We start from the raw sequence: 19,321 nt of genomic DNA, 5'->3' as shown, positions 1-19,321 counted from the left end.
TGCACGGCAACGACCGAACGCATCTTGCAGGCTGCCGGGCGCGACGCTATAAACCGCGCCTCTTGCGGCCGACCAGAGGCCGCAGGGCGGACGGAGTGTAGCTCAGCCTGGTAGAGCACTAGCTTCGGGAGCTAGGGGCCGGAGGTTCGAATCCTCTCACTCCGACCAATCTTTTCAATGGGTTAGCCGGTCCTGCGGGCCGGCTTTTCTTTTGCCTGGGGCTGACCGGCGCCGCGAGCTGGGGCACGACGAAGATCACCGCGCCGCCCACAGCATGCCGCGGTGGAAGATCGTGCGCATCTGCGGCACGTCGAACTCGCGCGCCGCGTGACCCAGCGAGCTGTAGAAGACGCGGCCCTGGCCGTGGCGGCGTTTCCATACCACCGGCATGACCACACCCTCGATCCAGGGTGCGTGCGCGCCCGAGAACGTGGTGGTCGCCAGCACCTCGTTGGAGGGATCGACGTGCATGTAGTACTGCTCCGAGCGATAGTCGAAATCGTCGATGCCCTCCATGACCGGATCGCTGCGGCGCCTGATGTTCACACGGTAGTCGATGATGTTGCCGGGGTGCGCCACAAATTGCCCGCCGCAGATGAACTGATACTCGGTGGCCTCGCGAAAGGCATCGCCCATGCCGCCATGAAACCCGGCCAGCCCGGTGCCGCCACGCACCGCGCGCGAAAGGTTGTCGACCTCGTCCGGCGCGATCCTCGACATTGTGACGATTGGCACGATGAGGCTGAGACCGGTGATCGACGGGTCGGCGAGAGCCGCGGTCGTGTTCGCGATGGTGACCTTGAACCCGTTGGTCTCGAGCAGGCCGGCAACGATGTGCGCGCACCGCTCGGGCTCGTGGCCATCCCAGCCTCCCCAGACGATCAGTGCCTGGCTCATGATGCTCTCCTTTGCGCGGGCAGGCTCGCGGTGAGCCCATGATTGCTGCCGCAGCCGGCGATCATATCGCGCCGGCGGGCGGCCGGTCGCGACCTGAGGAAGGCGCGCTTCGCGTCCTTTGCTGGCAGGCCAGCACGGCGTTGCCGTTGGGTAGGGTTGCGTGTATCCTGACCTTCCAGCGAAGATTTCAAAAGCATATGATTGGGGCACCGACAAAAAATGGGGTACCCGTGACGGGAAGTCCGCTCATGTGGGCATGGCGGATGGCCATCGTTGCCTTTGCGGCGGATGGCCTGGCGAGCGTCAGCGATCTGCCGTCGGTCGTGAGCGTGATCGTCGTGCTTGCCTTCGTGGTGGCGGAGCTGTCGCTGGTGGATTGGTTCCGCCGCAATCCCCTGGGCGACCTGCGGCGTGTGTTCGCGCTCGTCATGCTGCGGCTGAGCCAGCCGGTTCTCTGGGCCTTGGCCATATTCGGGGTTGTTGCCGAGTAGCGGCCGCCCTGCCATCGGACTACACTGACCAGCGATTGGCGTTTGTTCACCGCATCGCCGTGCGCGCAAGGCCACGGCGCCTCCCGGAACCGTCGGTGGAGCGCAGCCATGACCGGCCAGAACACCTACGTCAAGACCGAGATCGTCGGCACGTCCGACGTCTCTATCTCCGAAGCCATCAACAATGCCATCGGCACGGCCGCGAGGTCGTTGCGGAACCTCGAGTGGTTCGAGGTGATCGAGCTGCGGGGCAGCATCCGTGACAACAAGGCCGCCAGCTATCAGGTGACGCTCAAGCTCGGGCTGCGTTACGACGCCGGCGCCTGACCCGTCGCCTGGAGGATCCGGATCGATCGTCGGTCCGGGTTGGTGCAGCGAGGAGGACAGAGCCATGCCCGAGAGCGTGTACAAGATCGTCGAGGTCGTGGGATCGAGCCCGGATTCCTGGGAGAAGGCGGCCGCCACGGCCGTCAAGCGGGCCAGCTCGTCGCTGCGTGACCTGCGCATCGCGCAGGTGGTCGAGCAGGACATCCAGATCGAGGCCGGCGAGATCCGCGCCTACCGCACCAAGCTGAAGCTGTCGTTCAAGATGGAAGAGTGACGGTTGTGGCGTGCCTGCGGCGCGGCGCGCGCCGCAGGCCGCCGCGACGGGCGCTCAGCGGCGCGGCGGCTGCGGCGGCGGCTGCCATTGCTGGCGGCGCTGCATGTCCTGCTGCTGCTGCAGGTTGCGCCGCTGCATCCAGTCCTGCTGCTGGCGCCAGCCGTCGTCGCGCATCCGTTCCTGATCGCGCTGCCAGATCTCGCGCCGCTGCTGATCGAGCTGGCGCTGCAATTGCTGCTGGCGCTGGATCTCCGTCCCGTCGCGCCCGGCCTGCGCCGCCGCGTCGCCGGCAGCGCCCGCGACGATGATCGCCGCCAGCGCCGCCAGGAGGGGGGATGCTCTCATGGCACTCTCCATCCGTGCACCTCTCATTTGTGCATCGCTCGCGGATGGGCCAAGGGGCGGATTGTGACGATGGCAGGGCAGCGCCGGGAGGCAAGGCGGCTCAGGAATCGTAGGTGACCAGCGTCTCGACCGGAATGTCGAGCTTGCTGCGGCCGTACAGGAAGCTGAGCTCGATGACGCAGGCCGCGGCCGGCACCACGGCGCCGACCTGGCGCAGCAGGCGGGCGCCGGCCGCCAGCGTGCCGCCGGTCGCCAGCAGGTCGTCGATCAGCACCACGCGCTGGCCCGGCTGCACGGCGTCGTCATGGATCTCCAGCGTGTCGGTGCCGTATTCCAGCGCGTACTCATGCGCGCTGATGCGCCCGGGCAGCTTGCCCTTCTTGCGCAGGATGGAGAAGCCGCAACCCAGCGCGTATGCCAGCGGCGCGCCGAAGATGAAGCCGCGCGACTCGATGCCGGCCAGCAGGTCCGGCTTGTACGGACGCACCACCGTCGCCAGCCGGTCGACCGCTTCCTTCAAGGCCTCGGCATGCAGCAGCAGGGTGGTGATGTCATAGAACAGAATGCCGGGCTTGGGGAAATCCGGGATCGGTCGGATATGGGCTTTCAGGTCGATCGGCATGGGTGCTCGCGAGCGGCGGAGGAACGGGCGATGCTATCGCCACCGCAGCGGCGCGCAAAGCGAAAGGCGTCGCGGAACTCGGGCGTCCCGCCCGCATTCGCCCGAAGCGGGAGCGGAGGGCGACGCCATGACGGGCGGCGCTTTCACGCCGATGCGGGCGAGACGCCCGCGCTCCGCGGCTAGTGCGTGCGCTCGATCGCGAAGTCGACCGTCTCGAGCAGGGCGCGCTTGACCGGGCCGTCGGCGAACAGGCCCAGCGCGTCGCGCGCCATGGCGCCGTAGTGGCGGGCGCGCTCCAGCGTGTCGGCCAGCGCATGGTGGCGCTGCAGCAGCTCGATGGCGTGCGGCAGGTCGGCGTCGTTCTGCTCCAGCGCCTCCATGACGCGCGTCCAGAAGGTCCGTTCCGTCGCATCGCCGCGCAGGAAGGCCAGGATCACCGGCAGCGTGATCTTGCCCTCGCGGAAATCGTCGCCCACCGCCTTGCCGAGCTTGGCGGCGGTGCCGCCATAGTCGAGCGCGTCGTCGACCAGCTGGAAGGCGATGCCGAGATTCATGCCGTAGCTGGCCAGGGCCGCGCGCTCCGCCGTCGGGCGCTCGGCGATCACCGGCGACACCTCGGCTGCGGCCGAGAACAGCTTGGCGGTCTTGGCCTTGATCACCTCCAGGTAGGTGTTCTCGCTGGTCGTGGTGTTGTTGGCGGTCGACAGCTGCAGCACCTCGCCCTCGGCGATCACGCTGGAGGCGTTGCTGAGGATGCCCAGCACCTCCAGCGAGCCGACCTCGACCATCAGCTCGAAGGCGCGGGTGAACAGGAAGTCGCCCACCAGCACGCTCGCCTTGTTGCCCCAGATCGCGTTGGCCGCCGGACGGCCGCGGCGCAGGTCGCTGCCGTCGACCACGTCGTCGTGCAGAAGCGTGGCGGAATGGATGAACTCGACGCAGGCCGCGAGCTTGACGTGGTGCTCGCCCTGGTAGCCGCAGAGCTGGGCCGCCGCGATGGTCAGCAGCGGCCGCAGCCGCTTGCCGCCGGCGCTCACCAGGTGATCGGCCAGCTTGGGGATCAGGCTCACCGGCGAGGACATGCGGGCCGCGATCATGGCGTTGACACGCTCCAGATCGGCCGCCGTGAGGGCGACCAGCGCATCGATGCTGGGGGCCTTGCGGCGCTTGTCGTCGAAGGTCAGCACTACAGCCATACTCGTCTCCCCGGCCGTGCCGGCCGTGCGTGACGTGTCGCACAGGTGACAATGGTGTGCAAATCGCGTGCAACCAAGGGCGTGCGGTTGTGACAGCGGGCCGCAGCCGCGGGCCGGGGACAGTCGGATTTTCCATTGGGCGCCGCGCCCTGGCGGCGCCATCATCCGCCGCCATGTCGCCGGAACTGGATACATGTGGAGCAGGCCGCGCTGGCCTTGACGCCGAGCCGTTCGCCGATTGCACCGATGACCGGCTGCTGGGCGGGCGCGTGCGCCTGCTGCAGCCGGCCCGCGGCTATCGCGTCGCCATCGACGCGGTGCTGCTGGCGGCGTCGGTGCCGGTGGCATCCGGCCAGCGCATCATCGATGTCGGCTGCGGCGTCGGCGCCGCGGCGCTCTGCCTGCTGGCGCGGGCGGCAGCGTCGGGATTGAGCGGCGTCGACGCGGTCGGGCTCGACGTGCAGCCGCGCTTTGTCGCCCTGGCGCGCTGCAACGCCGAGCGCAACGGCGTCGCCGGCGCCATGACGGTGGTCGAGGGCGACGTCGCGTCAGCGCCGGACCTGGGGCTGTTCGACCGGGTGATGACCAACCCGCCCTATCTGTCGGCGGCGCATGCCGATCCGCCGCCGGACCGCTCCAAGGCGCTGGCCACCGTCGAATCGACGGCCAACCTGGCCGCCTGGCTGGGCTTCTGCCGGCGGCTGCTGCGCCCCGGCGGCACGCTGAGCCTGGTGCACCGCGCCGACCGCCGGGCCGAGCTGCTGCGCCTGCTGCGGCCGCTGGCCGCCGACATCGCCGTCCTGCCGCTGCTGCCGCAGGCCGGCGCCGCGCCCAGGCGCCTGCTCATCCGCGCGCGCCAGGGCACGGGCGGCCAGGTGCGTGATCTACCCGGCCTGGTGCTGCACCGGAAAGCGGGCGGCTACACGCCCGAAGCCGAGGCGATCCTGCGCGATTTGGGCAGCCTCGACCTGGGCTGACTTGCGCCCGGCCGGTGCGCATCCGACATAGAGGGTCTGGTCGACCGGATGAGGGCCCATGGCTGCGTTGTCCCGCCTGCTCACGCGTCTGCGCTATCTCGGCACCACGCCGCCGCCGCTGGTGCCGGTGGTGCGGCTGTCGGGCGTGATCGCCTCGCGCGAGGTCTTCGGCCGCAGCCTGGCGCTGGCGACGGTGGCGGCGCGCCTGGAGCGCGCCTTCCGGCTGCCCGGCGCCACGGCGGTGGCGCTGCTGGTGAACTCGCCCGGCGGCTCACCCGTGCAGTCGGCGCTGATCGGCCGGCGCATCCGCCTGCTGGCGGAGGAGGCGGGACTGCCGGTGCATGTCTTCGTCGAGGACGTGGCGGCCTCGGGCGGCTACTGGCTCGCCTGCGCCGGCGACGACATCCACGCCGATGCCGCCTCGATCGTGGGCTCGATCGGCGTGATCAGCGCCGGCTTCGGCTTCCAGCGCCTGCTGGAGCGCTGGGGCGTCGAGCGCCGTGTCCATACGGCGGGCGGCACCAAGGCGCAGCTCGATCCGTTCCGCCCCGAGAACCCCGAGGACGTGGCGCGGCTGCGGCGGCTGCAGGACGACATCCATGCCGACTTCAAGGCGTGGGTGAAGCTGCGCCGCGGGGCGCGGTTGAAGGCCGATGACGCGGCGTTGTTCGAAGGCGAGTTCTGGACCGGCAAGCGGGCGCTGGAGCTGGGCCTGATCGACGGCATCGGCCATCTGCGCGACGTGCTGCGCGCCCGCTACGGCAGCAAGGTGCGCACGCCCCTGGTCGGCGAGCGCCGCGGCTTCAACCCGCTGCGGCGCCTGTTCGGCCTGCGCCACGGCAGCGACAGCGAGCTCGGCAGCACCCTGACCGACGGCGTGCTGATGGCGATCGAGGACCGCGCGCTGTGGAGCCGCTTCGGGCTGTGACATGAGCGCGTTCTGGGCACAGCTCCCGAGCGTAGCGAGGGATCTCCTGCGGCAAGGCGCACGGTGCGCTATTCGCGGGAAATCCCTCTCCCGAGCCTGTCGAAGGGGCGCTCGGGATGACAGCTTCGGCTATACAAAAAACAGTGAGTTCGGACCGCCGCGACCCTCATTCGCGGAAGCGCTTGTAAGCCTCGACGATTTCTGTCTCCGTCGCGAATTCCCCTCTGCATCCCTGGGCGATCCCGTTGGCAATGGCGGCGCGGGTCGCTTCGTCCTCATGCAGCCGGGCGCCGTCTTCGGTCCGGCTTTGGAGGATTTCAGCCAAGGTGGTTTCGGTTCGGGTCATGGGAGAAATATAGAACACATTCCGTCCGTCCCGCTCATCGCCGTCACGGGGCAAGCCCGTCGCGGCGCATCGCCGCGACCATGTCGTTGCCCTCCGGGCAGCCGTCGGCGCGGGCCCGCGCTGGGCGGCCAGCCTCGCGCCAGGTGCCGCGGTCCTGGCTGTCGTTGACGAGGGTGCAGGCGACCAGGCGGCGCTGCGGCGAGACCGCGACGGTGACGTTGTTGTCGCCGCATTCGTGCATCTTGCAGGCGCGGGCGACCACCCAGCCGCCGCTGGCGATCACCGGCTCCTCGGGTCCCCAGCCGCGCCGCACCGTCGTGCCCAGCCGGGCGCCGATGGCGCCGTCGAGCGCCGGCTCCAGCGTGTCCCACAAGGTGCGGCCCTCGATCTTGTCGGACGGGTACTTGCCCACCCATTGCGACGGATCGGCGGCCCATGCCGGCAGCGTTCCGCCCAGTCCCAGGGCCAGCAGCGCCGCGCGCGCCAGCCTCGCACCCGCACCCATGGTTTCCTCCCCGTCCGCTGCTCCCGCGAAAACAGTCCTGGCCAAGGCCTGCGCCGGCGGAATTTTCTGGTGCCCAAGGTGTTGTGAGCATATACTCACTCATTATCCTGGGAGCCAGGACATGCCAAGCGATATCTACGGCCAGCCGTCCAATCGCTACGAGATGTTCCTGCCGATCATGTTCGCCGAGACGCGCCTGAAGAGCCAGTATGCCGGCGGCTTCAAGCTGCACATCACCGTGGCGGCGGAGCAGGCCGAGCCGCTGGCGCGCGTCATCCTCCCCGCCCTGGAACGCATCCATCACAAGGTCGTGCTGCCGGGCGGGCACTATGCCCGGCTCAACGAGGGCAACGAGCGCGGCAAGTTCATCACCATCTATCCGGGGCCGGCGGCGCCGTCGCAGCACGTCCTCGATGCGATCGATCCGCTTCTGCTGCAGCTGCGCTCGCAGGGCATCCGCCCGGGCCCGGTGCCGACCACGCGGCAGAGCAACCATGCCGAGGCCGAGATCCGGATCGGGCACAGCGGCCTGGTGCGCACCTACTGGGCGGAGAACTACCGCACGACCTGATCGCCGGCGGCGCTTTCGCTCCCATATGGGAGTATCGCGCCGCGGCCCGCGCGCACGATCATGCCGAGTTCATGATCAAGCCAGGGGAAGCCGACAATGGCGCGAGAGCCCCAGACCTACGACCTCTACGGGCAGCCCGACGACGAGTACGACATCTACCGCGACTTCACGTTCGCGGAGACGAAGCTGAAGACCGAGCACATCAGCGGCTTCAAGCTGCATGTCACCGTCGCGACCGGGCAGCATGACCAGCTGGCGCGCGGCATCCTGCCGACCCTGCGCGCGCTGCACACCCATCACAAGGTGGTGCTGCCGTTCCGCTATGCCACCTTCAACACGGGCGTGCAGGCCGGCAAGTTCATCACGGTCTATGCCGGGCCCGAGGAGCCGGCGCAGGACATCGTCGATGCGATCGATCCCGTCCTGGTGGCCTTGCGCAACCAGGGCATCAATCCGGGCCCGGTGCCGATGGCGCGTCCCAGCAACCATACCGAGATGGAGCTGCCGATCGGCCGCAGCGGCATGATCCGCTGGCTCTGGCTGCAGGACCTCAAGCGCGGTTGAAGGCAGGACGATCGCCTCTGGTCCTGCTGCAATCGCGAGCGTGTGATCGCCGTCGCCCGGCAGCGTCATTTGCTGTTAGAATCTTCCAGCTTCGGGAGAAGTTTCCCACCGGTGGGCCGCCATGGCAGAAGTGGAGATCATCGGCTCCTCGCGATCGACCTACACGCGCGTTGCGCGCATGGTCTGCGAGGAGAAGGATGTCGGCTACGCGCTGACGGAGGTCGAGCTCGGCGCGCCCGAGCTCCTTGCCATCCACCCCTTCGGCAAGATGCCGGTCTTGCGTCACGGCGATTTCGCGCTCTGCGAGTCCAAGGCCATCGCCACCTATCTCGACCGTGTCTTTCCCGGCCCCCAGCTCATGCCGTCCGACCCGCGGCTCGCCGCGCTCACCGAGCAATGGGTGTCGATCACCAACACGGTCATCGATCGGACGCTGATCAGGACCTATCTGCTGGCCTATGCGGCGCCCCAGACGGCCGACGGCACGCCGGACCGCATTGTGATCGACGCGGTGATGCCGGCCATGCGGGAGCAGCTCAAGGCTCTCGACAAGGCCGTCGCCGCGACCGGCCACCTCGTCGGCGACCGGTTCGGCCTCGCCGACATCAATCTCATGCCGATCCTCTTCTACATGCAGCTGCTGCCTGAGAGCGCCGCGGCGCTCGCCGACGCGGCGCACCTTGCTGCCTACTACAAGCGGCATGCGGCGCGCCCGAGCTTCACGCGCACGGTGCCGCCGCTCGGACCGCCACGGCGCGCGAAGGCGAATTAGCTCTGATTGCTCGAGGCGACATGCGTTCCTTTCGTCACCAAGGAGAACGGGCATGCCTGATCAATCCCGCCACGACGCATGGCGCGCCGGCGGCAGCTACGATCTCTACATGGGACGCTGGAGCCGGCAGCTCGCGCCGGCCTTCCTCGACTGGCTGAACCCTGCGGATCAGCTGGACTGGCTCGAGATCGGCGTTGGCACGGGCGCGCTGTCGGAAGCGGTCATGGCGCGCTGCAGGCCGGCGAGCTTCACCGGCATGGACGCGTCGGAGGCTTTCCTGGAGCTTGCCCGAACGAATGTCGCGGACCAGCGTGCCGCTTTCCTGCTCGGCGATGCACGGGCGGTGCCGGTCGATAGCGACAGCGTCGACATGATCGTGTCGGGGCTGGTCCTCAACTTCGTGCCGGACAGGGAAAAGGCCCTGGCCGAAATGAAACGCGTGGCGCGCAACGGTGGGACCGTAGGCTTCTACGTTTGGGACTATCCCGGCCGCGGCATGGAGATGATGCGAGCCTTCTGGGAGGCCGCCGTGGCGCTCGATCCGGATGCGCGCGATCTTGCCGAGGATCGGCGCTTTCCCTTCTGCAACCCGGACGGCTTGACCGCCCTGGCCGAAGGCGCCGGCCTGCGCGCGGTCGATTGCGTGGCGGTGGAGGTGCCGACGGTCTTCACGGATTTCGAGGACTACTGGCATCCCTTCACGCTCGGTGCCGGGCCGGCACCCGGCTATTGCATGAGCCTTGATCCTGGCTCGCAGCAGCAGCTGAAGGAAAGGCTCGCACGGGACCTTCCCCGCCGCCCCGACGGATCGATCGCGTTGAAGGCAAGGGCCTGGGCCGTGAGAGGAGCGGCCGGCTAGACCGCTCCAGTCCAGCGCAGCAGCGTCGCGCGCGGATGCCGCCGCGACGCGCCGTGCCTTGCGCCTCAGGCGAAGGCTTCGTCGAACAGCGCCAGCATCTGCGCCCAGGAGTGCTTGTCGGCGCTGGCGTCGTAGCGGGCGAACTCGGGCCGGCCCAGCGCCCCGGCATCGGGGTTGGTGAAGCTGTGCACGACGCCGCCATAGACGTGCAGCCGCCAGTCGACGCCGCCGGCGCGCATCTCCTGCTCGAAGGCGGCGCGCTGCTCGGGCGGGATGCCGGGATCGTCGGCGCCGATGCAGACCAGCACCTTGGCCTTGATGTTCCTGGCGTCAGCCGGCGCGGCGGTGCCGAGCCCGCTATGGAAGCCGACCACGGCGGCGAGGTCGGCGCCGCCGCGCGCCAGCTCCAGCGACAGCGTGCCGCCCAGGCAGAAGCCGATCGCTGCGACGCGCCTGGCATCGACCTGCGGCCGCGCCAGCAGGGCGGCAAGCGCGCCGCCGGCGCGGGCCCGGATCCGCGCCGGCTCGTCGCGCAGCTTCATGACGATCGGCATCACGTCGGCCAGGTCGGGGATCACCTTGCTGTCGCCGTGCAGGTCGCAGGCCAGCGCCACATAGCCATGCTCGGCCAGCCGCCGGGCGCGCGATTTCGCGTGCTCGCTCAGCCCGAACGCCTCGGGGAACACCAGGACGCCCGGGCGCGGCCCGGCGCGGCTCTCGTCCCAGTGCAGCTCGCCCACCATGTTCAGCCCGTCGGCGGGATAGGTCACGGTCTCGGTCTTCATGCAGGTCTCCTCTATGGTGGCGGCGAAGCCTAACGGGACATAGGGGGAGGGAATATCGTGACGGCATCCGGTCTTGCCGTCCCGAGCACAGCGAGGACGAGGCGCAGCCCGTCGACCCCTCGCTGCGCTCGGGATGGTTAGCGGTGCCATAGCACCGTCAGATAACGTGATTGTCACTCGTCTTCTCGGCCCGCTCGCTTCGCCAGCGCCGTGCGTTGACGACGCCAATTGCGCACGATCTCCTCATGCGGGATGCGCTTCACCTGCGGGTCATTTGCCTCGCGCATTCCTCGCGCCACTTCGGCCCGGAACCAGGAGTCGTGCTCCGTTTTCAGCTTCACCGTGGTCTCTTTCGCCATGGTCCCGCCCCTTGGGCCGTCGCTATCTGGCTGTTGAGCATAGACGTTGGACGGATAGTGGACATGACCAATCGCATTGCTCATCTGCATGACGCAGAAATCATTGGCGTTGAGTTCGGGTGCGAGCAACGAGAATAGGGTCTGCGTGCGGAGGCTCGACCAGCCGCTACGACAAGCCGGTCCAGGCGCCCCGCTGCGTCGGGCGTGCCGTTCCGCCTTGACGCCGGCGGTCGCGTGACGCGACAACCCTGTCATGGGCTTCATTGGCAAGATAATCGTCCTGGTCGGCGTGATCGCCGCGGTGTGGTTCGGCTGGCGCTGGTGGCAGCGCGTGCAGAGCGGGCAGCTCGACCGCCCGCGCAACCCCGCGCCGCGCGACGATCCCAGGCCGCCGCGCGACGATCCCAAGCCGCCGCGCGCCGCCGCCGACATGCTGCGCTGCCCGGTCTGCGATGACTATGTCGCCGTCAACGCACGGCGCTGCGAGCGGCCGACCTGCCCCCGCGGGTAGCTGCAGGCAGGCTGCGTCAGAGCCGGCATGCGAGACAGGCAGGAGCTGCCAACCCCTTGATATCAGGGCCGAAACGAATCGGCGGCCGGGGCGGCGACCCCGGCGTCCGCCTTGACCCCATCCGGACCGGCCAATATGGTGCAGCGCACACAAGGCCGCCTCTCGCAGGGCGGAAACGCCTGGGGAATCAAGACCGTGTCGAGCCCGATGGATGTCCCGAAGCCGACCTGCTTTCAGGAGCTGATCCTGACCCTGCAGCAGTATTGGGCGGGCCAGGGTTGCGTGGTCCTGCAGCCATACGACATGGAGATGGGCGCCGGCACGTTCCACGTCGCCACCACGCTGCGGGCGCTGGGGCCCTCGCCATGGCGCGCCTGCTATGTGCAGCCCTCGCGCCGGCCCAAGGACGGCCGCTACGGCGAGAACCCGAACCGGCTGCAGCACTACTACCAGTTCCAGGTGATCCTCAAGCCGTCGCCCAACGACATCCTGGACCGCTATTTCGGCTCGCTGCGCGCCATCGGCATCGACCCCGACCTGCACGACCTGCGGCTGGTGGAGGACGACTGGGAAAGCCCGACCCTGGGCGCCTGGGGGCTGGGCTGGGAGGTCTGGTGCGACGGCATGGAGGTGACCCAGTTCACCTATTTCCAGCAGGTCGGCGGCATCGAGGTCGAGCTGGTCTCGGGCGAGATCACCTACGGGCTCGAGCGCCTGGCGATGTACCTGTTCGACAAGAAGAGCGTCTATGAGCTGCCCTTCAACCGGCCGGGCTCCGAAGTGCCGCTGACCTACGGCGACGTCTTCCTGCGCAACGAGCGCGAGCAGTCGGCCTACAATTTCGAGCGTGCCGACACCGAGATCCTATTCCGCCACTTCGCCGACGCGGAGAAGGAGTGCCAGTCCCTGCTGGGCAACGCCGACAACAGGCTGGCGCTGCCGGCCTACGACCAGTGCATCAAGGCCAGCCACGCCTTCAACATGCTCGACGCCCGCGGCGTCATCAGCGTCACCGAGCGCCAGGCCTACATCGCGCGCGTGCGCGCGCTGGCCAAGGCCTGCTGCGAGGCGTGGCTCGAGGGGCGGACCTGAGCCATGGCCAAGCTGCTGCTCGAGCTCCTGTCGGAGGAGATTCCCGCCCGCATGCAGGTGCGCGCCGCGCAGGACCTGGAGCGCCTGCTCGGCCAGGGCCTGGCGGCCGCCGGCCTGCCCTTCGCCGGCACGCGCGCCCTTGCCGGGCCGCGGCGCGTCACGGTGATCGTCGACGGCCTGCCGCGCGTGCGCGCCGACGTCGAGGAGGAGAAGCGCGGGCCGCGCGTCGGCGCGCCGGACAACGCGGTCCGCGGCTTCCTCAAGGGCGCCGGGCTCGACTCGCTCGACCAGGCCGAGAAGCGCGCCACCGACAAGGGTGAGTTCTGGTTCGCGGTGATCCGCAAGAAGGGCGGCCCGACCGATGCGGTGCTGCCGCAGATCGTGATCGACGCCATCCGGGCGCTGCCCTGGCCCAAGTCGATGAAATGGGGCAGCGGCACCTTCGCCTGGGTGCGGCCGCTGCATTCGATCCTGGCCCTGTTCGACGGCAAGCCGCTGCCGGGCCAGCTCGAGCTGGGCGGCACGATGCCGCCGCTGCGCTTCGGCAACCGCACCCGCGGGCATCGCTTCCTGTCGGCGGGCGAGATCATGGTCGAGGCGGTGGCGGGCTACAGCCGCCAGCTGCGGACCGCGCGCGTCATCGTCGACCAGGCCGAGCGCCAGGCGGTGATCCGCGCCAAGGTCGAGACGCTGTGCGCGCAGAACGGCGTCGCCCTGCTTGCCGACGACGCGCTGATCGAGGAGGTGACCGGCCTGGTCGAATGGCCGGTGCCGATGATGGGCACGATCGATGCGGCGTTCATGGACCTGCCGCCCGAGGTGCTGACGACCCCGATGCGCGCGCACCAGCGCTACTTCGCCACGGTGAAGCCGGACGGCTCGCTCGCCGACCGCTTCGTGGTCGTGGCCAACATGATCACCAAGGACGGCGGCACCGAGGTCATCGCCGGCAACGAGCGGGTGCTGCGCGCCCGCCTGGCCGATGCCCGCTTCTTCTGGGACCAGGACCGCAAGGTCAGGCTCGAGGACCGGCTGCCGGCGCTGAAGGACATCGTGTTCCATGCCAAGCTCGGCACGCAGCACGAGCGCGTCGCGCGCATCGTGGCGCTGGCCGGAGAGATCGTCGCGCACGAGAAGAGCGGCTTCTTCAAGGGCGTCGCGGCGGCTCACGTCGAGCAGGCGGCGCGCCTGTGCAAGGCCGATCTCGTGAGCGGCATGGTGGGCGAGTTCCCCGAGCTGCAGGGCACGATGGGCCGCTACTACGCGCGCCACGAAGGCCTGCCCGGGCCGGTAGCCGACGCCATCGCCGAGCACTATGCGCCGCAGGGCCCGAACGACCGTTGCCCGACGGCGCCGGTGTCCGTGGCGGTGTCGCTGGCCGACAAGCTCGACATGCTGACCGGGTTCTGGGCGATCGGCGAGAAGCCGACCGGCTCGCGCGATCCGTTCGGCCTGCGCCGCGCGGCGCTGGGTGTCATTCGTGTGATCGTGGAGAACGGCCTGCGCCTGCCGCTGGGTTGGGCGATGAAGGCCGATGCGTCGGACCTGATCCCGTTCTTCGCCGATCGCCTGAAGGTGCAGGTGCGCGAGCAGGGGGTGCGGCACGACCTGGTCGACGCCGTGTTCGCGCTGGGGGGCGAGGACGACCTGGTGCGCCTGCTGGCGCGCGTGCAGGCGCTGCAGGCGTTCATCGGCAGCGAGGACGGCAAGAATCTGCTCGTCGCCTACAATCGCGCCGCCAATATCGTGCGGGCCGAGGAGAAGAAGGAAAAGGCGCTGCGCGAGAAGATCGCGGGCGCGGTGGATGCAGCGCTGCTGCAGGCGCCCGAGGAGAAGGCCGTCGCCGCCGCCCTGCAGGCGGCCGACGCCAAGGCCGGGCCGGCGCTGGCCGGCGAGGATTTCACCGCTGCGATGACGGCGCTGGCGGAACTTCGCGCGCCGCTCGACGTTTTCTTTGATCGTGTGACGGTCAACGCCGACGATCCGGCGCTGCGCCTGAACCGGCTCAAGCTTCTCAACCGCATTCGCGCGACAATCGACCGCGTCGCCGATTTCTCGAAGATCGAGGGATAGGCACCGCTGCAATCGTGAGAGACGATCGATGACGAAATGGGTCTACGGCTTCGGCAACGGCACGGCAGACGGCAAGGCCGAGATGCGCGACCTGCTGGGCGGCAAGGGCGCCAACCTGGCGGAGATGTCGAGCATCGGGCTGCCGGTGCCGCCGGGCTTCACGGTCACGACCGAGGTCTGCACCTACTACTACGCCAACAGCCGCGCCTATCCGCCGGAGCTGAAGGCCCAGGTGGCGGCGGCGCTGGCCGATGTCGAGAAGATCGTCGGCCGCAAGTTCGGCGATCCCGACAATCCGCTGCTGGTCTCGGTCCGCTCCGGCGCCCGCGCCTCGATGCCGGGCATGATGGACACGGTGCTGAACCTGGGCCTCAACGACACCACCGTGCTGGGCCTGGTGCGCTCCTCGGGCGACGAGCGCTTCGCGTACGATTCCTACCGGCGCTTCATCCAGATGTATTGCAACGTGGTGCTGGAGATCGATCACCACAATTTCGAGGAGGTGCTGGAGCAGAAGAAGCTCGACCTCGACGTCCATCTCGACACCGACCTGAAGGCGTCCGACTGGAAGGACGTCATCAAGCAGTACAAGAAGGTGATCGAGCGCGAGCTGGGCAAGCCCTTCCCGCAGGATCCGCAGGAGCAGCTGTGGGGCGCCGTCGGCGCCGTGTTCGGCTCGTGGATGAACCAGCGCGCCATCACCTACCGCAAGCTGCACGACATCCCCGAGAGCTGGGGCACGGCGGTCAACGTCCAGGCCATGGTGTTCGGCAACATGGGCGATGACTGCGCCACCGGCGTCGCCTTCACGCGCAACCCCTCGACCGGCGAGAACCTGTTCTACGGCGAGTACCTGGTGAACGCGCAGGGCGAGGATGTCGTGGCCGGCATCCGCACGCCGCAGCAGCTCACGGTGCAGGGCAAGGAGGCCCAGAAGTCCGACAGGCCGGCGATGGAAGAGGTGATGCCGGAGGTCTACGGGCAGCTCGCCGAGATCCGCAGCACGCTGGAGCGGCACTACCGTGACATGCAGGACATCGAGTTCACGGTGCAGTCCGGCAAGCTCTACATGCTGCAGACGCGCAACGGCAAGCGCACTGCCAAGGCGGCGCTGAAGATCGCCGTCGACATGGTGCGCGAAGGGCTGATCGACCGCAAGGAGGCGGTGACCCGCATCGCGCCGGCCTCGCTCGACCAGCTGCTGCATCCCACGCTCGATCCCAAGGCCCAGCGCAAGGTGCTGGCCAAGGGCCTGCCGGCCTCGCCCGGCGCCGCCTTCGGCAAGGTGGTGTTCACCGCCGACGCCGCCGAGAAGATGGCGCGCGACGGCGAGAAGGTGATCCTGGTGCGGCGCGAGACCAGCCCCGAGGATATCCACGGCATGCACGCCGCCCAGGGCATCCTGACCTCGACCGGCGGCATGACCAGCCACGCCGCCGTGGTGGCGCGCGGCATGGGCAAGCCCTGCGTCGCCGGCGCCGGCGACGTGCGCATCGACGCCAAGGCCGGCACGCTCACGGTGCGCGGCACCACGGTGAAGGCCGGCGAGGCGATCACGCTCGACGGCTCGACCGGCGAGGTGATCCTGGGCATCGTGCCCACGATCCAGCCCGAGCTCTCGGGCGACTTCGCCGAGCTGATGGACTGGGCCGACGGCGTGCGCACGCTGAAGGTGCGCACCAATGCCGAGACGCCGGCCGATGCCGCCACCGCGCGCAAGTTCGGCGCCGAGGGCATCGGGCTGTGCCGCACCGAGCACATGTTCTTCGAGGGCGACCGCATCGTGGCGGTGCGGCAGATGATCCTCAGCGACGACGAGAAGGGCCGCCGCGCGGCGCTGGCGCGCATCGCGCCGATGCAGCGCCAGGACTTCGTCGAGCTGTTCGAGATCATGGCCGGCCTGCCGGTCACCATCCGCCTGCTCGACCCGCCGCTGCACGAGTTCCTGCCCAAGACCGACGCCGAGATGGCGCAGGTCGCCAGGGAGCTGGGCGTGGCCGAGAAGGAGATCGAGGCGCGTGCCGCCAAGCTGCACGAGTTCAACCCGATGCTGGGCCATCGCGGCGTGCGCCTGGGCATCTCGTATCCCGAGATCTACGAGATGCAGGCCCGCGCCATCTTCGAGGCCGCGGTCGAGGTGCGCAAGAAGCACGGCAAGACCGTCGATGCCGAGATCATGATCCCGCTGGTGGCCACCAAGCGCGAGCTCGACCTCATGAAGGAGGTGATCGACCAGGTCGCCAACGAGGTCGGCAAGCTCAACGGCGTGACGCTCGACTACAAGGTCGGCACCATGATCGAGCTGCCGCGCGCCGCGCTGCGCGCCGGCGAGATCGCCGAGAGCGCCGAGTTCTTCAGCTTCGGCACCAACGACCTGACGCAGACCACCTTCGGCCTGTCGCGCGACGACTCGGCGTCGTTCCTCGAGCGCTACCAGCGGCGCGGCATCTTCGAGCATGACCCGTTCGCGACCCTCGACGTCGAGGGCGTCGGCGAGCTGATCAGGATCGCGCATGAGCGCGGCCGGCGCACCCGCAAGGATCTGAAGCTCGGCATCTGCGGCGAGCATGGCGGCGATCCGGCCTCGGTGTTCTTCTGCCACCAGGTCGGGCTGGACTACGTGAGCTGCTCGCCGTTCCGCGTCCCCATCGCCCGCCTTGCCGCCGCCCAGGCGGCCCTGGGCGTGGCCCTGAAGACGGATTAGCGTCAAAACCCATGAAGTCGTGCCGCCGCGTCTGCTTCCACCCGCTTTCACGCAAGAAACGGCGTCTCGGATAAGGTACGCTACGCTTCCGGATGGCGGGGGAGGCGTTCATGCCGGTCGACGAGGAAGCAGACGCACGTAGCAGCGACGCGTCCGGGCCAATGTCCGTTGGCGGCTGTGCCTACACGGTCATCGACCATACGTACGACGTCGTTGTCGTTGGCGCCGGCGGGTCGGGCCTGCGCGCCACCTTCGGCATCGCCGCCAAGGGTCTCAAGACCGCCTGCATCACCAAGGTGTTCCCGACGCGCAGCCACACCGTGGCGGCGCAGGGTGGAATCTCGGCGGCGCTGGGCAACATGGGGCCGGATGACTGGCGCTGGCACATGTACGACACGGTCAAGGACTCGGACTGGCTGGGCGACCAGGATGCCATCGAGTACATGTGCCGCGAGGCGATCCCGGCCATCATCGAGCTGGAGCGCTACGGCGTGCCGTTCAGCCGCACGCCGGAGGGCAAGATCTACCAGCGGCCGTTCGGCGGCATGACCACCGAGTTCGGCAAGGGCATCGCGCAGCGCACCTGTGCCGCCGCCGACCGGACCGGGCATGCCATCCTGCACACGCTCTACCAGCAGGCGCTGCGCCACCACGCCGAGTTCTTCGTCGAGTACTTCGCGCTCGACCTGATCATGGACGAGGGCGTCTGCCGCGGTGTCATGGCGTGGAACCTCGATAACGGCACGCTCCATCGCTTCCGTGCTCACATGGTGGTGCTGGCCACGGGTGGTGTCGGCCGCGCCTACTTCACGACGACGCAGGCGCACACCTGCACCGGTGACGGCGGTGCCATGGTCTTGCGCGCCGGCCTGCCGGTGCAGGACATGGAGTTCATCCAGTTCCACCCCACCGGCATCTACGGCGCCGGCTACCTGATCACCGAGGGCGTGCGTGGCGAAGGCGGCTACGTCACCAACGGCAACGGCGAGCGCTTCATGGAGCGCTACGCGCCGTCGGCCAAGGACCTGGCGTCGCGCGACGTCGTCAGCCGATCGATGACCATCGAGATCCGCGAGGGCCGTGGCTGCGGGCCCGACAAGGACTACATCGACCTGCATGTCGAGCATCTTGACCCGAAGGTGATCCACGAGCGCCTGCCTGGCATCGCCGAGACGGCGCGCATCTTTGCCGGCGTCGACGTCACCCGGCAGCCGATCCCGATCCTGCCGACCGCGCACTACAACATGGGCGGCATCCCGACCAATCCCCGCGGCGAAGTGGTGACGGTGAAGGACGGCAACCCGGACACAGTCGTGCCCGGCCTGATGGCGATCGGCGAGGCGGCTTGCGTGTCGGTGCATGGCGCCAACCGGCTAGGGTCGAACTCCTTGCTCGAGCTGGTGGTGTTCGGCCGCGCCGCCGCCAAACGCGCCGCCGAGCTCGTCCAGGCCGGCGCCGCGCACAAGCCGCTGCCGAACGGCGGCGAATCGGCGATCACTCGCCTCGACAAGGCACGGCACGCCAGCGGCGGCACCGCCACGGCGGAACTGCGCCTTCAGATGCAGCGCACCATGCAGAACGACTGCGCCGTCTTCCGCACCCGCCAGTCGCTCGACGAGGGCTGCGCCAGGATGGACACGGTGTTCGACGGCGGGAGCGACATCCGGGTCAAGGACCGGTCGATGATGTGGAACTCCGACCTGGTCGAGACGCTGGAGTTCGAGAACCTGGTCCTGGGCGCGCTGGCCGTCATCCGGTCTGCGGCCAATCGCACCGAGACCCGGGGCGCGCATGCCCGTGAGGACTTCCCTGAGCGTGACGACAGGAACTGGCTGAAGCACACCGTGATCTGGGTCGACGACAAGGGCGGCACGAGGATGAGCTATCGCCCGGTCAAGCTCCAGCCGATGAGCAACGACGTGCAGTCATTCCCACCCAAGGCGCGGGTGTACTAGGCCGCATGGAGGCGACAGGTGCGGCTTCAATGTCCACCGGGGAACATGTCTCGCCGCCCACGATGTGATTCATCCGGTGAACAATCCTCTCGACAGACGCCCGGCCTCCACGTGTAGCCTTGCGGATGGCGGAGCGAGAGGGACCGTGGTTGAACGTTCTCGCCTGTG

22 protein-coding genes and 1 tRNA gene are annotated in these 19,321 nt (G+C 68.8%); 15 read left to right on the top strand and 8 right to left on the bottom strand.

The window, feature by feature from the left end; all coding sequences use genetic code 11:
* The first annotated feature begins 91 nt into the window (after nt 1-91).
* Nucleotides 92-168 (top strand) — tRNA-Pro (locus tag FHP25_RS27815).
* An 87-nt stretch (nt 169-255) separates the two neighbouring features.
* Here the strand turns inward: FHP25_RS27815 and FHP25_RS27810 are convergent.
* Entirely contained in the window at nt 256-897 is a 642-nt protein-coding gene (locus FHP25_RS27810) for a ThuA domain-containing protein (protein ID WP_147850246.1), read from the bottom strand.
* A 263-nt stretch (nt 898-1,160) separates the two neighbouring features.
* Here FHP25_RS27810 and FHP25_RS27805 point away from each other — a divergent pair, with 263 nt between their 5' ends.
* From FHP25_RS27805 to FHP25_RS27795, 3 genes are all read left to right on the top strand, one after another.
* Nucleotides 1,161-1,388, top strand: coding sequence for a hypothetical protein (locus FHP25_RS27805; protein ID WP_147850245.1), 228 nt, complete (start codon nt 1,161-1,163; stop codon nt 1,386-1,388).
* Between the two features lie 108 nt (nt 1,389-1,496).
* Nucleotides 1,497-1,715, top strand: coding sequence for a dodecin (locus tag FHP25_RS27800; RefSeq protein WP_147850244.1), 219 nt, complete (start codon nt 1,497-1,499; stop codon nt 1,713-1,715).
* Nucleotides 1,716-1,779: 64 nt separating this feature from the next.
* Complete coding sequence (locus FHP25_RS27795; protein ID WP_147850243.1) at nt 1,780-1,989, top strand: dodecin family protein; 210 nt, start codon at nt 1,780-1,782, stop codon at nt 1,987-1,989.
* 54 nt (nt 1,990-2,043) lie between these two features.
* On the opposite strand, the gene FHP25_RS27790 is transcribed toward FHP25_RS27795, so the two are convergent.
* The 3 genes from FHP25_RS27790 to FHP25_RS27780 form a co-directional block, all read right to left on the bottom strand.
* A complete protein-coding gene (locus tag FHP25_RS27790; RefSeq protein WP_147850242.1) occupies nt 2,044-2,334 on the bottom strand; it encodes a hypothetical protein in 291 nt (96 codons plus the stop codon).
* 100 nt (nt 2,335-2,434) lie between these two features.
* The gene (locus FHP25_RS27785; protein WP_231712501.1) at nt 2,435-2,956 is read right to left on the bottom strand and encodes an adenine phosphoribosyltransferase; all 522 of its coding nucleotides are present in this window, start codon (nt 2,954-2,956) and stop codon (nt 2,435-2,437) included.
* 179 nt (nt 2,957-3,135) lie between these two features.
* Nucleotides 3,136-4,152, bottom strand: a complete 1,017-nt coding sequence (locus tag FHP25_RS27780; protein WP_147850241.1) for a polyprenyl synthetase family protein — start codon at nt 4,150-4,152, stop codon at nt 3,136-3,138.
* A 173-nt stretch (nt 4,153-4,325) separates the two neighbouring features.
* Here FHP25_RS27780 and FHP25_RS27775 point away from each other — a divergent pair, with 173 nt between their 5' ends.
* Both FHP25_RS27775 and FHP25_RS27770 read left to right on the top strand, forming a co-directional pair.
* A complete protein-coding gene (locus tag FHP25_RS27775; protein WP_147850240.1) occupies nt 4,326-5,129 on the top strand; it encodes a tRNA1(Val) (adenine(37)-N6)-methyltransferase in 804 nt (267 codons plus the stop codon).
* A 58-nt stretch (nt 5,130-5,187) separates the two neighbouring features.
* Complete coding sequence (locus tag FHP25_RS27770; protein WP_147850239.1) at nt 5,188-6,057, top strand: S49 family peptidase; 870 nt, start codon at nt 5,188-5,190, stop codon at nt 6,055-6,057.
* A 166-nt stretch (nt 6,058-6,223) separates the two neighbouring features.
* Here the strand turns inward: FHP25_RS27770 and FHP25_RS27765 are convergent, their stop codons facing one another.
* On the bottom strand, nt 6,224-6,403 hold the full coding sequence (locus FHP25_RS27765) for a hypothetical protein (RefSeq protein WP_147850238.1): 180 nt from the start codon (nt 6,401-6,403) through the stop codon (nt 6,224-6,226).
* Nucleotides 6,404-6,446: 43 nt separating this feature from the next.
* The gene (locus FHP25_RS27760; protein ID WP_147850237.1) at nt 6,447-6,908 is read right to left on the bottom strand and encodes a hypothetical protein; all 462 of its coding nucleotides are present in this window, start codon (nt 6,906-6,908) and stop codon (nt 6,447-6,449) included.
* A 121-nt stretch (nt 6,909-7,029) separates the two neighbouring features.
* On the opposite strand from FHP25_RS27760, the gene FHP25_RS27755 reads away from it, so the two are divergent.
* From FHP25_RS27755 to FHP25_RS27740, 4 genes are all read left to right on the top strand, one after another.
* Complete coding sequence (locus tag FHP25_RS27755) at nt 7,030-7,479, top strand: hypothetical protein (protein ID WP_147850236.1); 450 nt, start codon at nt 7,030-7,032, stop codon at nt 7,477-7,479.
* A 96-nt stretch (nt 7,480-7,575) separates the two neighbouring features.
* Nucleotides 7,576-8,043, top strand: coding sequence for a hypothetical protein (locus FHP25_RS27750; protein WP_147850235.1), 468 nt, complete (start codon nt 7,576-7,578; stop codon nt 8,041-8,043).
* Between the two features lie 121 nt (nt 8,044-8,164).
* A complete protein-coding gene (locus FHP25_RS27745; protein ID WP_147850234.1) occupies nt 8,165-8,815 on the top strand; it encodes a glutathione S-transferase family protein in 651 nt (216 codons plus the stop codon).
* A 52-nt stretch (nt 8,816-8,867) separates the two neighbouring features.
* On the top strand, nt 8,868-9,674 hold the full coding sequence (locus tag FHP25_RS27740; protein ID WP_147850233.1) for a class I SAM-dependent methyltransferase: 807 nt from the start codon (nt 8,868-8,870) through the stop codon (nt 9,672-9,674).
* 65 nt (nt 9,675-9,739) lie between these two features.
* Here FHP25_RS27740 and FHP25_RS27735 read toward each other — a convergent pair whose 3' ends face one another.
* Nucleotides 9,740-10,459, bottom strand: a complete 720-nt coding sequence (locus tag FHP25_RS27735; RefSeq protein WP_147850232.1) for a dienelactone hydrolase family protein — start codon at nt 10,457-10,459, stop codon at nt 9,740-9,742.
* 173 nt (nt 10,460-10,632) lie between these two features.
* On the bottom strand, nt 10,633-10,947 hold the full coding sequence (locus FHP25_RS27730; RefSeq protein WP_218578631.1) for a hypothetical protein: 315 nt from the start codon (nt 10,945-10,947) through the stop codon (nt 10,633-10,635).
* 124 nt (nt 10,948-11,071) lie between these two features.
* Here FHP25_RS27730 and FHP25_RS27725 point away from each other — a divergent pair, with 124 nt between their 5' ends.
* The 5 genes from FHP25_RS27725 to sdhA all read left to right on the top strand — a co-directional run bounded on the left by FHP25_RS27725 (nt 11,072) and on the right by sdhA (nt 19,153).
* Nucleotides 11,072-11,329 carry a hypothetical protein gene (locus FHP25_RS27725; protein ID WP_147850230.1) on the top strand — a complete coding sequence of 86 codons (258 nt, stop codon included), beginning with the start codon at nt 11,072-11,074 and terminating at the stop codon, nt 11,327-11,329.
* Between the two features lie 207 nt (nt 11,330-11,536).
* Complete coding sequence (locus FHP25_RS27720; protein WP_147850229.1) at nt 11,537-12,421, top strand: glycine--tRNA ligase subunit alpha; 885 nt, start codon at nt 11,537-11,539, stop codon at nt 12,419-12,421.
* A gap of 3 nt (nt 12,422-12,424) precedes the next feature.
* Nucleotides 12,425-14,494, top strand: a complete 2,070-nt coding sequence (glyS, locus tag FHP25_RS27715; RefSeq protein WP_147850228.1) for a glycine--tRNA ligase subunit beta — start codon at nt 12,425-12,427, stop codon at nt 14,492-14,494.
* Between the two features lie 28 nt (nt 14,495-14,522).
* Nucleotides 14,523-17,198, top strand: coding sequence for a pyruvate, phosphate dikinase (gene ppdK / locus FHP25_RS27710; RefSeq protein ID WP_147850227.1), 2,676 nt, complete (start codon nt 14,523-14,525; stop codon nt 17,196-17,198).
* A gap of 110 nt (nt 17,199-17,308) precedes the next feature.
* Entirely contained in the window at nt 17,309-19,153 is a 1,845-nt protein-coding gene (sdhA, locus tag FHP25_RS27705) for a succinate dehydrogenase flavoprotein subunit (RefSeq protein ID WP_408068553.1), read from the top strand.
* Nucleotides 19,154-19,321: the final 168 nt, after the last annotated feature.

Source organism: Vineibacter terrae (genome assembly GCF_008039615.1).
GTDB classification, from domain to species: domain Bacteria; phylum Pseudomonadota; class Alphaproteobacteria; order Reyranellales; family Reyranellaceae; genus Vineibacter; species Vineibacter terrae.
This window is presented reverse-complemented; position numbering and strand designations above follow the sequence as displayed.

Coding starts and splice junctions, on each gene's coding strand:
- FHP25_RS27785 (WP_231712501.1), bottom strand. CDS start 2,956: ATGCCGATCGACCTGAAAGCCCATATCCGACCGATCCCGGATTTCCCC.
- FHP25_RS27780 (WP_147850241.1), bottom strand. CDS start 4,152: ATGGCTGTAGTGCTGACCTTCGACGACAAGCGCCGCAAGGCCCCCAGC.
- FHP25_RS27765 (WP_147850238.1), bottom strand. CDS start 6,403: ATGACCCGAACCGAAACCACCTTGGCTGAAATCCTCCAAAGCCGGACC.
- FHP25_RS27800 (WP_147850244.1), top strand. CDS start 1,497: ATGACCGGCCAGAACACCTACGTCAAGACCGAGATCGTCGGCACGTCC.
- FHP25_RS27810 (WP_147850246.1), bottom strand. CDS start 897: ATGAGCCAGGCACTGATCGTCTGGGGAGGCTGGGATGGCCACGAGCCC.
- FHP25_RS27725 (WP_147850230.1), top strand. CDS start 11,072: ATGGGCTTCATTGGCAAGATAATCGTCCTGGTCGGCGTGATCGCCGCG.
- ppdK (WP_147850227.1), top strand. CDS start 14,523: ATGACGAAATGGGTCTACGGCTTCGGCAACGGCACGGCAGACGGCAAG.
- FHP25_RS27735 (WP_147850232.1), bottom strand. CDS start 10,459: ATGAAGACCGAGACCGTGACCTATCCCGCCGACGGGCTGAACATGGTG.
- FHP25_RS27740 (WP_147850233.1), top strand. CDS start 8,868: ATGCCTGATCAATCCCGCCACGACGCATGGCGCGCCGGCGGCAGCTAC.
- FHP25_RS27790 (WP_147850242.1), bottom strand. CDS start 2,334: ATGAGAGCATCCCCCCTCCTGGCGGCGCTGGCGGCGATCATCGTCGCG.
- FHP25_RS27775 (WP_147850240.1), top strand. CDS start 4,326: ATGTCGCCGGAACTGGATACATGTGGAGCAGGCCGCGCTGGCCTTGAC.
- FHP25_RS27795 (WP_147850243.1), top strand. CDS start 1,780: ATGCCCGAGAGCGTGTACAAGATCGTCGAGGTCGTGGGATCGAGCCCG.
- FHP25_RS27750 (WP_147850235.1), top strand. CDS start 7,576: ATGGCGCGAGAGCCCCAGACCTACGACCTCTACGGGCAGCCCGACGAC.
- FHP25_RS27745 (WP_147850234.1), top strand. CDS start 8,165: ATGGCAGAAGTGGAGATCATCGGCTCCTCGCGATCGACCTACACGCGC.
- FHP25_RS27755 (WP_147850236.1), top strand. CDS start 7,030: ATGCCAAGCGATATCTACGGCCAGCCGTCCAATCGCTACGAGATGTTC.
- glyS (WP_147850228.1), top strand. CDS start 12,425: ATGGCCAAGCTGCTGCTCGAGCTCCTGTCGGAGGAGATTCCCGCCCGC.
- FHP25_RS27760 (WP_147850237.1), bottom strand. CDS start 6,908: ATGGGTGCGGGTGCGAGGCTGGCGCGCGCGGCGCTGCTGGCCCTGGGA.
- FHP25_RS27770 (WP_147850239.1), top strand. CDS start 5,188: ATGGCTGCGTTGTCCCGCCTGCTCACGCGTCTGCGCTATCTCGGCACC.
- FHP25_RS27805 (WP_147850245.1), top strand. CDS start 1,161: ATGGCCATCGTTGCCTTTGCGGCGGATGGCCTGGCGAGCGTCAGCGAT.
- FHP25_RS27720 (WP_147850229.1), top strand. CDS start 11,537: ATGGATGTCCCGAAGCCGACCTGCTTTCAGGAGCTGATCCTGACCCTG.
- sdhA (WP_408068553.1), top strand. CDS start 17,309: ATGCCGGTCGACGAGGAAGCAGACGCACGTAGCAGCGACGCGTCCGGG.